Origin of the sequence: Alloalcanivorax balearicus MACL04, assembly GCF_025532145.1 — a bacterium.
Taxonomy (GTDB): Bacteria; Pseudomonadota; Gammaproteobacteria; order Pseudomonadales; family Alcanivoracaceae; genus Alloalcanivorax; species Alloalcanivorax balearicus.
Genome location: NZ_ARXS01000017.1, coordinates 14,287 through 26,353, shown reverse-complemented (window position 1 = coordinate 26,353; position 12,067 = coordinate 14,287). Strand labels below are relative to the sequence as shown.

Here is a 12,067-nt window from a genome sequence, read left to right as displayed (position 1 = left end):
TTACGCGAAGAAGGACTCGCCCTTGGCGGCCTTGTCCTTGAGCATTTGCGGCGCTTCATAAAGGGCGCCCAGGTGTGCGTACTTGTCGCACAGGTCGGCGAATGCCTTGGTACCGATGCTGTCGATATAACGCAGCGGCCCGCCACGGAACGGCGGGAAGCCGATGCCGTAGATCATCGCCATGTCCGCTTCGGCGGCGGAGCCGACGATGTTGTCTTCCAGACAGCGAACGGTTTCGGTGCACATCGGGATCATCATGCGGGCGATGATCTCCTCGGCGTCGAATTCCTTGCGCTCGGCGGCGATCGGTTTGAGCAGCTCGTAGCTGCCTTCGTCGGCCACTTTCTTCGGTTTGCCCTTCTTGTCCTGCTCGTAACGGTAGAAGCCAATGCCGTTCTTCTGGCCGTAGCGCTCGTTCTCGAACATGATTTCGGTGGGGTCCTTGAAGTCGTGCTGCATGCGGTCCGGGAAGCCGTCCGCCATCACTTTGGCGGCGTGCACGCCGGTGTCGATGCCGACCACGTCGAGCAGGTAGGCCGGGCCCATGGGCCAGCCGAATTTCTGCATCACTTTATCCACTTGCTGGAAGTCGGCGCCGTCGCGTACCAGCATGCCGAAGCCGGCGAAGTACGGGAACAGCACGCGGTTCACCAGGAACCCGGGGCAGTCGTTGACCACGATCGGGTTCTTGCCCATTTTCTGGGCGTAGGCGACCAGGGTGGCGATGGTTTCGTCGGAGGTTTTCTCACCACGGATCACTTCCACCAGGGGCATCATGTGCACCGGGTTGAAGAAGTGCATGCCGCCGAAGTTTTCCGGTTTTTTCAGCGCTTCCGCCAGCTTGGTGATGGAGATGGTGGAGGTGTTGGAGGCCAAAATAGTGCCGTCCGCCACTTTCTCTTCCACTTCCGCCAGCACGGCTTGTTTCACCTTGGTGTTTTCCACCACGGCTTCGACGATCACGTTGACGTTTTCAAAGTCGCCGTAGTTGAGGGTCGGGCGAATGGAGGAGAGCACCTTGCCCATCTTGGCGGCGTCCATCTTGCCTTTGGCGACGCGCTTGGCGAGCAGCTTGGAGGCTTCGCTCATGCCCAGGTCCAGCGCCTTGTCGGCGATGTCCTTCATGATGATCGGGGTGCCTTTGAGGGCGGACTGGAAGGCGATGCCGCCGCCCATGATGCCGGCGCCCAGTACCGCGGCCTGCTGGATGTCCTTGGCGGTCTTGGCGACCTTGCCGTTGACCTTCTTCACTTGCTGGTCGGCCAGGAACAGGCCCACCAGGGCGGTGGCTTGCGGGGTCTTGGCCACTTTGGCGAAGCCCTGGGCTTCCACGTCCAGTGCTTCCTCGCGCTTCATGCCGGAGGCTTTCTGCATCACCTTCACGGCTTCCACCGGCGCCGGGTAGTTCTTGCCGGCCTGCTGCATGACCATGGCGGTGCAGGTCTGGAACGCCATCATGTTTTCCATCGGCGGCAGTGTCAGCGGCTCCAGTTTTTCCTGGCGCTTGGCGCGGAAGTCGATTTTGCCGGCCAGGCACTGCTTGACCAGATCGATGGCGGCGTTGTGCAGGTCGTCGTGCTTGACCACCGCGTCCACCACGCCGTCCTTCAGGGCTTTTTCCGGTCTCTGCTGGGCGCCGGTGGCGATCCACTCAACGGCGTTGTCCACGCCCACCAGACGCGGCATGCGCACGGTGCCGCCGAAGGCCGGGAAGATGCCCAGTTTCACTTCCGGCAGGCCGATCTGCGCCTGTTCGCTCATCACCCGGAAGTCGCACACCAGACACATTTCCAGGCCGCCGCCCATGGCGAAGCCGTTGATCGCGACCACCTTGGGAATATCCAGATCCTCGAAGGCGCTGAAGATGTTGTTGGCCTCGCGGGACCATTTGGCGATCTCCGCTTCTTCCTGGGCGAACATTTCGGTGAATTCGGTGATGTCCGCGCCAACGATGAACACCTTCTTGCCGGAGGTGACGATCAGACCCTTGATCTGGTCACTGCCCTTGATGGCGTCGATGGCTTTCTGGAAGTCTTCCAGGGTGGCCCGGTTGAACTTGTTGACGGACTCGCCCTGAAGGTCGAACTTCAGCTCGGCGATGCCGTCGTCAAGCAGTTGTACGCTTACGGCGTTGCCTTGATAGATCATAAGATTGCTCTCCAGTCCCAAAGTCCGCGGCGTGTCGCCGCATTTGGTGAGCCTGCTTCCGCCTCCGTGGAGGCCCGTGTGCCAGCACGTGAGTAAACACTCACATGAATGGCGAAACCGATTAAGGGGCGCCAAGTATAAGAAAGCGAAGGCGGTTTATTTAGCCTCTTTTGTGACTTTATGGTCGGCCACCGTGTTGTCATCGGTTCCACCAACGCCCTGGCCCTGTAAATGCATTGACCCAGTATACCCGTCGACCCTGTATACTCAGCCCCCGCTTCAAATTGATGAAAGGTTGTCCGCCGTGGTCCGTGCTTTCCCCACCATTCGCCGCCGTCTTGTGGAAATCCCCGCCGGGCTGGCCGAGGTGCCGCCGTTGCTGGCACGAATCCTGGCGGCGCGGGGCATGAGCGGCGCCGAGGAGTTGGACCTGAGCCTGAACCGCCTGCCGCACCCGCGTCAATTCGGTGGCCTGGAGCAGGCGGTGGCGCTACTGCTGCAAGCGCGGCGCGAGCATTGGCGGGTGTGCGTGGTGGGCGATTACGACGCCGACGGCGCCACCGCCACCGCCGTGATGGTAAAGGGCCTGCAACAGCTCGGCTTCGTCCGTCCCGACTATTTGGTGCCGGACCGCTTCGAGTACGGTTACGGCCTGTCGCCGGCCATTGTCGATCTGGCCCGGGAGCGTTACCAGCCGTATTTGTTGATCACCGTGGACAACGGCATCGCCAGCATCGATGGCGTGGCGGCGGCCCGCGCCGCCGGTCTGCGTGTGCTGATCACCGACCACCATTTGCCTGGCGACACGCTTCCCGACGCCGACGCCATTCTCAACCCCCGTCTCTGCGACGAGGGCTTTCCCGCCGCCAACCTGGCCGGTGTTGGCGTGGCCTTCTATGTGTTGATGGCGTTGCAGAGCGCGCTGGAATTGCGCGGCCGGGTGGTGGACCTGCTCGATCTGGTGGCGCTGGGCACGGTGGCGGATGTGGTGGTGCTGGACGGCGCCAACCGCATTCTGGTGGAGCAGGGGCTGCGCCGTCTGCGTGCCGGCCAGGGTTCACCGGGGGTGCGTGCGCTGCTGAGGGTGGCGGGCCGCGATCCCGCGCGAGTCGTGGCCGCCGATCTGGGCTTCGCCGCCGGCCCGCGCCTCAACGCCGCCGGGCGCCTCTCGGACATGAGCCACGGCATCGAATGTCTGTTGGCGGAGAGCGACGCCGAAGCCGAACGCCATGCTCAGGAGCTGGACACCATCAACCGCGAGCGGCGCGGCATTGAGCAGGGCATGCGCGAGGCCGCCATGGCCGAGGTGGCGCGGCTCACCGGGCCGACGCCGCCGGCGCTGTGCCTGCACGGCGACGACTGGCACGAAGGGGTGGTGGGGATTCTCGCCTCGCGGGTCAAGGAAGCGCTGAACCGGCCGGTGATCGCCTTTGCTCCGGCCCGGCAGCAGGGGCTGCTGAAGGGCTCCGGCCGGTCCATTCCCGGCCTGCATCTGCGTGATGTGCTGGACGCGGTGGCCACCGGCCATCCCGGTTTGCTGCAGAAGTTCGGCGGCCACGCCATGGCCGCCGGGCTGACCCTGGAGCGCCGCCATCTGGCCGAATTCACCTCGGCGTTCCAGGCGGCGGTGGCGGCCCAGGCCGACGAGGACGTGTTCCTGGACGTGATCGACACCGACGGCGAGCTGGGCGAGCTGGACATCACCCTGGCCAACGCCGAGCTGCTCAGCCACCGCTTTCCCTGGGGGCAGGGTTTCCCGCCGCCGCGTTTCGATGGTGTGTTCGAGGTGCTCAACCACCGGGTGGTGGGCGAGCGTCACCTCAAACTGACCCTGGGGCTGCCGGCGGCGGGCGCGGCGGTGGACGGTATTTTCTTCAACGCGCCAGTGGCGGATCTGCCCACCCGGATCCAGCGGGTGGAGGGTGTCTATCGGCTGGAAGTGAATGAATTCCGCGGCCAGCGCAATCCGCAGCTGTTGTTTGAGTATTTGCAGGTGGTGTGAGGGAGGAACAAACGCGACCCTCGGGCCACTGGTGCCCCATGATCGTGGGGCCCCGCCGCCACGCCGATTCGCCGCCAGGGCGGCTCCCACAGCCGCTTCGTAGCCGTCCTTGTGGGAGCTGCCCTGGCGGCGAATACAGCCGTGAACCACGAACCGCGATGTGTGTTTCGCCCGCCCTCCCGCATATTAGGTGTCTCGCCCCGGCGACTTTGCTAGCATTGCTTCTCGCGCCTGCCCGCGCCTCGATGATTGCGCGCCCCGCCGCCCCTGCGGCCTGGCGCTGACGCCGGCCCAAAAGGCCGGATTGACCATCCCCCGGCGGCTATCGCCATCCCGGGGAGCTGCGACCCTTAACGGAGGGGAGACATGAAAACAATTCACAAGCATCGCCTGGACATTTCGAGCCAGGTGCAGGAGCTGCGTTTGCCCGAGGACGGTACCGTCCTTCGCGTGGACTACGTGGCCCAGGAAGCTCTGATTTATATGTGGGTGGAAGTGGACGCCGACACCGTCATCGACACGCCGAAGGAAATCCGACGCTTCAAGGTGTTCGACACCGGCAGCGGCATTCCCGACAACGCCCGTTACATCGGCACCACCCTGGATACCCTCAAACCGGAGGCGCACCACGTTTTTGAGTTGAAGGATTAGACGACGCTTGCACGCAACACGCAAAGGACAAAACCCAGGACTCGCCTGTTGGCATGGCCGAATGATCGGACCCTTCCGCCATGCCGCGGGGCAGGCAAGTATGGCGTGGTAGCGTGCAAGCGTGTTGCGTGTAGGCGTCTCGTTGAACCCCACCCCTCGTCAGTGGCGGCGCAAACCGCTAAAATCGCCGCCTTTCCCCATTCATTTGAGACGATTCGAGTAGACGCCATATGGAAGTCAATCCGCTGCGTACGCACCTTGCCGACCTGTCCGAGCGCGTGGAAGCGCTTAGGGGGTATCTTTGACTACGCTGTAAAAAGCGAGCGACTGGTCGAAGTAGAAAGGGAGCTGGCCACCCCGGACGTGTGGAACGAGCCGGAGCGGGCCCAGGCCCTGGGCAAGGAGCGGGCGCAACTGGAGTTGGTGGTGAAGACCCTCGACGAGGCCGGTCAGGGCATCACCGACACCGGTGACCTGCTGGAACTGGCGGTGGAAGAGGGCGATGAAGACACCGTCCCGGAAGTGGAAGCGGACCTGGAGCGGCTCGAACGGCTGGTGGCGGATCTGGAATTCCGCCGCATGTTCTCCGGCGAAATGGACGCCAACAACGCCTACCTGGATATTCAAGCCGGGTCCGGCGGCACCGAAGCCCAGGACTGGGCGGAGATGCTGCTGCGCATGTACCTGCGCTGGGGCGAGGCCCACGGCTTCAAGACCTCCCTGGAGGAAGCCTCCGCCGGTGACGTGGCCGGCATCAAGTCCGCCACGGTGCGTTTCGAAGGGCCCTACGCCTACGGCTGGCTGCGTACCGAAACCGGCGTCCATCGTCTGGTGCGCAAGAGTCCGTTCGACTCCGGTGGCCGCCGCCATACGTCGTTCACCTCGGTGTTCGTGGCGCCGGAAGTGGATGACAACATCGACATCGAGATCGACCCGGGCAAGCTGCGCACCGACACCTACCGCGCCTCCGGTGCCGGTGGTCAGCACGTTAACCGGACCGACTCCGCGGTACGTCTGACCTATGTGTTCACCGATCCGGATACCGGCCAGGAACACACCGTGGTGACCCAGTGCCAGTCCGAACGCAGCCAGCACCAGAACCGGGACAAGGCCACCAAGATGATGATGGCCAAGCTCTACGAACTGGAAATGCAGAAGCGCAACTCGGCCAAGCAGGCACAGGAAAACGCCAAGTCGGACATTGGCTGGGGCAGCCAGATCCGTTCCTACGTGCTGGACGACGGCCGCATCAAGGATCTGCGCACCAACGTGGAAAGCCACAATACCCAGCAGGTTCTGGACGGTGATCTGGACCGCTTTATCGAAGCGTCCCTTAAAAGCGGGTTGTAAAGAGAGACGCGGGCTGTAATACCAGGGTCCGCCGCCGGACCGCGAAACAGGTTAGAGAGATAATGGCTGACGAACAGAACACTCCCAACGGTAGCGCCAACGACAGCGCCGATGAAAACCGTCTGATCGCCGAGCGCCGCGCCAAACTGGCGGCCTGGCGCGAACAGGGCGCGGCTTTCCCTAATGACTTCCGCCGTGACGTGCTGGCCGCCGATCTGCAGGCACAATACGGTGATCTGAGCAAGGAAGAGCTGGAAGGGCGGGACATCCAGGTGGCGGTGGCCGGCCGCCTGATGCTGGACCGCAAGGCGTTCAAAGTGCTCCAGGACATGTCCGGGCGGATCCAGATCTACGCCAGCAAGGACGTGCAAAAAGACACCAAGCACTGGGACCTGGGCGACATCGTTGGCGTGCGCGGCAAGCTGTGCAAATCCGGCAAGGGCGATCTGTACGTGATGATGGACGACTACCGTCTGCTCACCAAGGCGCTGCGGCCGCTGCCGGAAAAACACAAAGGTCTCACCGACACCGAGGCCCGTTATCGTCAACGTTATGTGGACCTGATCGTCAACGACGACAGCCGCCGCGCTTTCCAGATCCGCTCGCAAGTGGTGGCCGGTATCCGCAACTATCTGGTGGCGCAGGGCTTCATCGAAGCGGAAACGCCGATGCTGCAGGTGATCCCCGGTGGCGCCACGGCGCGCCCGTTCATCACCCACCACAACAGCCTGGATCTGGACATGTACCTGCGCATCGCGCCGGAACTGTACCTCAAGCGGCTGGTGGTGGGCGGCTTCGAGAAAGTGTTCGAGATCAACCGCAACTTCCGTAACGAAGGCCTCTCCACCCGGCATAACCCGGAATTCACCATGCTGGAGTTCTACCAGGCCTACGCCGGCTACCAGGACCTCATGGACCTCACCGAGGACATGCTGCGCACCCTGGCGCGGGACGTGCTGGGCACCACCGAGATCCAGTACCAGGGCGAGGTTTATGACTTCGGCAAGCCGTTCGCGCGGCTGTCGGTGTTCGACTCGATCCTCCAGTTCAACCCGGATATGGACGCCGCCGAGCTGGCCGACGAGCAGGGAGCACGCCGTATCGCCGAAGGGCTGGGTATTCCGCTCAAGCCGATCTGGGGCCTGGGCAAGGTGCAGATCGAGATCTTCGAGAAAACCGTGGAGCACCGGTTGAAGGACCCCACCTTCATCACCGACTACCCCACCGAAGTGTCACCGCTGGCCCGGCGCCGGGATGACAACCCGTTCGTCACCGAGCGCTTTGAGTTCTTCGTCGGCGGCCGCGAGATCGCCAATGGCTTCTCCGAGCTCAACGACGCCGAGGACCAGGCCGAGCGCTTCAAGCAGCAAGTGGCGGAAAAGGAAGCCGGTGACGACGAGGCCATGTTCTTCGACGAGGACTACATCAACGCCCTGGAACACGGCCTGCCGCCCACTGCCGGCGAGGGCATAGGCATCGACCGGCTGGTGATGCTGTTCACCGATTCACCGTCGATCCGGGATGTGATCCTGTTCCCGCATATGCGGCCCCAGGGGCGTTGACAGCCAGCGAGACCGCCGGCTTTGGTCACGAAGCGTTGCAAAGTGAGGCCTTACTAAGCTTACACCTGCTGGTAAGCTGGAATGGCCATCATTAGCAGAACAACGAGTCGTCCTATGACCACGACCATTCAATACCAAGGCCGCAAGGCCCGCCGCGCCGGCAGCGAACAGCGCCGGCGCGCCATTCTCGAGGCTGCCCTGACGATCATCGTCCGCGACGGTATCCGTGCCGTGAGGCACCGGGCCGTGGCGCGCGAGGCCGATGTGCCGCTGTCCGCCACCACCTACTATTTCAAGGACATCGGCGATTTGATCGCCGATACCTTCACGCTGTTCGCGGAACGGGCGCTCAGCGACGTGATCGGGCCGTTCCGGGATCAGGCCTTCGCCCTGATCCGGCAGCTCGACGGCGCGCCGATCAATAATGCCGCGCAAAGGGACCAGTTGATTGACCAATTGGCGGATCTGACCACGCGCTTTATCCTTGATGAGCTGCAGAACCGGCGCGAGCACCTGATCGCCGAGCAGGCGTTCCTGCAGGAAGCGATCCTGGACCAGCGGCTGCGGGAGCTGGCGGACCTTTATTTGCAGCAGCAAACGGATATTCTGGTGGAGGCCTGCCGGGCCTTTGGCTCGGACAAGCCGCAATTGGACGCGGAACTGATCCACGGCCAGATCATGGTCATCGAGGTGCGTCTGCTGGCGCACCCCGAATGGGTGGACGAGTCGTCCCTGCGTAACCGAACACGACATTTATTGGACAGGTTGGTACCCCATGTCTGACGCCAAGGCCGCCCTGGAACCGGGGTGGATGAACGTCCTCGCGACGGAGTTCGACAAGGATTACATGGTGCGTCTGCGGGCGTTCCTGCGTGAGGAAAAGCAAAAAGGCGAGACCGTGTTCCCGCCGGGCCCGGACATCTTCCGGGCCTTCAACGATACCCCCTTCGAGGACGTCAAGGTGGTGATCCTGGGCCAGGACCCTTACCACGGGCCGGGCCAGGCCCACGGCCTGTGTTTCTCGGTGCAGCCGGGCGTGCGGGTGCCACCGTCCCTGGTCAATATCTTCAAGGAAATAGAACGGGATCTGGGCATTCCCGCCCCCGATCACGGCAATCTGGAGCCCTGGGCCAAACAGGGCGTGCTGTTGCTCAACGCGGTGCTTACCGTGCGCGCCGGCCAGGCCGCCTCCCATCAAAAGCAGGGCTGGGAAGAGTTCACCGACCAGGCCATCGACCACATCAATCGCGAGCGCGAGGGCGTGGTCTTCATGCTGTGGGGCAGCTACGCGCAAAAGAAAGGGCGCCTGATCGACCGTCAGCGCCACTGCGTACTGACCGCGCCGCACCCGTCGCCACTGTCGGCGCATCGCGGTTTTCTTGGGTGCGGCCATTTTTCCCGCGCCAACCAGTATTTGATTCAACAGGGCAAGACTCCGGTGGATTGGGCCCTTTAACGGCTTTTTGCAACACCCGGGTGCTTTCCGTGGTTTGATACTTTTCAGGACGCCTCTGAAAACGTCATGCCGGACTCGATCCGGCATCTCTCTCTACGAAGCGATGTGCCCTGCGGAGGGAGATCCCGGGTCAAGCCCGGGATGACGGGGTGTTTTTCAGAGGTTCCCTGGATTGACTCTTTTTCTATCGGGATTTCTATCGGAAAAAGGAGCCCGTGCCGGCATGACCGACACCGTTCTGTTTCAGGAATTGCCCACCGCCTCCGGCCATGTGATTGGCCGCGCCACCCTTAACGCCCCCGCCGCTCTCAATGCGCTCAGTCTGGAGATGATCGAGTCACTGAGCCGGCGGCTGGACGACTGGCAAAACCGCGATGACGTTGTCGCGATCTGGCTGGAAGGCGCTGGTGACAAGGCGTTTTGCGCCGGCGGCGATGTGGTGGCTCTGCATCGGGCCATGGTGCGCCACGCGGGCAAGGACCGGAACCCGGAAGTGGAGGCGTACTTCGCCGCCGAATACCGGCTCGACTACCGTCTGCACCGCTCGCCGGTACCGGTGATCTGCTGGGCCGACGGCCTGGTGCTCGGTGGCGGCATGGGCCTGATGCAAGGCAGCACTTTCCGGCTGGTGACGGCAAACAGCCGGCTTGGTATGCCGGAAATCAACATCGGTCTGTACCCGGACGTGGGCGCCAGCTGGTTTCTCAATCGCCTGCCGGGCCGTACCGGTTTGTTCCTGGGCCTCACTGGCGTTCATTTCGATGCCCGCGATGCTTTGAATCTGGGGTTGGCGGATCGCTGCCTGGACCAGGACGCGGAGCACCTCCTGGATGACCTCGGCGGCCAGAGCTTCACTGGCGAGCGCGCCGCCGACCATGCCCTGCTGTTTCGTTTCTTCCGCGATGCCGCCCACTATCCGTTGCAGCTGGACGGCGCCGTCAGTGCCCGCCGTAATCTCATCGACAACTGGTGCGACGGCGCCGACCTGCCGGAAGTGGTGGACACTCTTCTGGCGGCGAAGGAGTGCGACAGCTGGCTCGACAAGGCCCGCGCCAACCTCACCGGCGGTTGTCCGCAAACCGCTTTCCTGGTGTGGGAGCAACTGCGCCGGGCGCGTTATCTGTCGCTTGAGGATGTGTTCCGCATGGAATGGACGCTGTCGGTGCAATGCGCGCTGCACGCGGATTTCCGTGAAGGCGTGCGCGCGCTGCTGATCGACAAGGACGGCAAACCGCGCTTCCGCCACCGCAATGTGCATGAGGTGCCGCCGGGGTACATCGATGCCTTCTTCGAAAACCCGGCGCCGCGGCATCCGCTGGCGGATTTGGGATCCTAGCGGCGAAAAAACCACGATTCGTGGGCACGCCTACACGCGACACGCCGGCACGCTATATCCAAAGCCTGCTAACTGGTTTTGGAGAAGACGGGCCGGGATTCGCCAGCAGGCTGGCTCCCACAGATTGCGCTACGAAGCCGCTGTGGGAGATTCCATGGTGCCCTGCAAGCGAATTTCCCTATGTCGGAGGGCCGGGATTCGCTTGCAGGCTGGCTCCCTCAGCTTTACTACAGAGCCGCTGTGGGAGCTTGCCTGCAAGCGAATGGCGTGTTAGCGGGTTTACCTTCTCCGCCCATAAATACCAGTGATAATGAGTATGCCCGCGTTGTGCTGGTGCCCCGCGCCGCCCGGCGGTAGGGTTAGGCTCCTTCTTCGTTCCAAGCAGGGAGCCAGGCATGTCTTTCCAGCATTACAGCTTGATTCAAGCGCCCATGGCCGGCGGTATCAGTGGTGCCCGTTTCGTCGCCGAAGCGAGCCGGGCCGGCGCGCTCGGTTCGGTGGGCGCCGGCTATTTGAGCGGCGCCGCGATCCTCGAGTCGGCCCGTGGGGTACGTGACGCCGGTGGCGATGCGTTCGCCATCAATCTGTTTATCCCGCCGTCACAAACGCCGGACGCCGAACAAGTGGTGAAAGCAAAGGCGGCGCTGCGTTCCTGCTATGCCGCCGCTGGCGTGGCCATGCCGGAACAGTTCGCGCCGCTGCCGTCCTTCGACGAGCAGTTCGAAGCGGTGCTGGAAGCGCGCCCGGCGGTGTTTTCCTACACTTTCGGCCGTCTGCCCAGGGATCGCATGGACGCCTGCCGCGCGCGCGGTATCGCCCTGGTGGGTACCGCCACCAGCGTGGCGGAGGCGCAAGCGCTGGCTGAGGACGGTGTTGACGCCGTTGTCCTGCAGGGCGAAGAAGCCGGCGGCCATCGCGGCAGCGTCGACCCGCTGGCACCGGGCATGGCGCTGGACGCTCTGCTGGCGGCCTGCCGGCAAGCGGTGTCGCTGCCGTTGATCGCCGCCGGCGGTTTGATGGACGGCGCTGACATGGCGCGGGTGATGCGTGCCGGTGCCGCCGCCGCGCAACTGGGCACGGCGTTTCTGCGCTGCCATGAAGCGGACACGGCGGAGGCGGAAGCCGGCCCCGGCGCCACCGGCGTCACCCGCGCGGTGTCCGGCCGCTGGGCACGAGGCCTGGCCAACGCCTGGATGGATGAGCGCGCCCCTCAAGACATCGCCCCCTACCCGGAACAACACCGCCTGACTTCCCCCTTGCGCAAAGGCGCCGGCGCCGACTGGAAAAGCCTCTGGGCCGGCACGGGGGCGCACCGTTCCCGGGAGATGCCGGTGGCGGAGCTGGTACGGACGCTGGAAGAAGAATGGAAAGAGCAGTGAATAGTTAATAGGGAACAGTGAATAGTTGCGCGCGCTACGAAAGGCGCTGACTAAAACCAAAGAGGCCGCGCCCAAACCTGGGTGCGGCCTCTTTGATTGGAAAAATAAAAAAGCGGGCTATTGCGGATCGGCAAACGGCCCTTGCGTCATCGCAACGCCGCCTTCTTTTCGCTGTTCACTATT

9 protein-coding genes are annotated in these 12,067 nt (G+C 63.4%); 8 read left to right on the top strand and 1 reads right to left on the bottom strand.

Annotated features, from left to right (window positions below):
- Complete coding sequence (gene fadB / locus MA04_RS14350; protein ID WP_262461150.1) at nt 1-2,148, bottom strand: fatty acid oxidation complex subunit alpha FadB; 2,148 nt, start codon at nt 2,146-2,148, stop codon at nt 1-3.
- A gap of 304 nt (nt 2,149-2,452) precedes the next feature.
- Here fadB and recJ point away from each other — a divergent pair, with 304 nt between their 5' ends.
- The 8 genes from recJ to MA04_RS14310 all read left to right on the top strand — a co-directional run bounded on the left by recJ (nt 2,453) and on the right by MA04_RS14310 (nt 11,884).
- Complete coding sequence (gene recJ / locus MA04_RS14345; protein ID WP_262461222.1) at nt 2,453-4,150, top strand: single-stranded-DNA-specific exonuclease RecJ; 1,698 nt, start codon at nt 2,453-2,455, stop codon at nt 4,148-4,150.
- Between the two features lie 366 nt (nt 4,151-4,516).
- Nucleotides 4,517-4,801: a DUF7352 domain-containing protein gene (locus MA04_RS14340; RefSeq protein WP_262461148.1), complete on the top strand. Its 285-nt coding sequence runs from the start codon at nt 4,517-4,519 to the stop codon at nt 4,799-4,801.
- A 230-nt stretch (nt 4,802-5,031) separates the two neighbouring features.
- A protein-coding gene (gene prfB, locus MA04_RS14335) for a peptide chain release factor 2 (protein WP_148279224.1) occupies nt 5,032-6,151 on the top strand; the annotation gives its coding sequence in 2 pieces (ribosomal slippage) (nt 5,032-5,103 and nt 5,105-6,151; 1,119 coding nt in all).
- Nucleotides 6,152-6,213: 62 nt separating this feature from the next.
- On the top strand, nt 6,214-7,713 hold the full coding sequence (lysS, locus tag MA04_RS14330; protein ID WP_262461145.1) for a lysine--tRNA ligase: 1,500 nt from the start codon (nt 6,214-6,216) through the stop codon (nt 7,711-7,713).
- Between the two features lie 114 nt (nt 7,714-7,827).
- Nucleotides 7,828-8,496 carry a TetR/AcrR family transcriptional regulator gene (locus MA04_RS14325; RefSeq protein WP_163121632.1) on the top strand — a complete coding sequence of 223 codons (669 nt, stop codon included), beginning with the start codon at nt 7,828-7,830 and terminating at the stop codon, nt 8,494-8,496.
- Nucleotides 8,489-9,169: a uracil-DNA glycosylase gene (ung, locus tag MA04_RS14320; RefSeq protein ID WP_262461143.1), complete on the top strand. Its 681-nt coding sequence runs from the start codon at nt 8,489-8,491 to the stop codon at nt 9,167-9,169. Before MA04_RS14325 ends, ung begins: the two co-directional genes overlap by 8 nt.
- A 223-nt stretch (nt 9,170-9,392) precedes the next feature.
- A complete protein-coding gene (locus MA04_RS14315; protein WP_262461141.1) occupies nt 9,393-10,505 on the top strand; it encodes an enoyl-CoA hydratase/isomerase family protein in 1,113 nt (370 codons plus the stop codon).
- Between the two features lie 395 nt (nt 10,506-10,900).
- Nucleotides 10,901-11,884, top strand: coding sequence for an NAD(P)H-dependent flavin oxidoreductase (locus MA04_RS14310; RefSeq protein WP_262461139.1), 984 nt, complete (start codon nt 10,901-10,903; stop codon nt 11,882-11,884).
- Nucleotides 11,885-12,067: the final 183 nt, after the last annotated feature.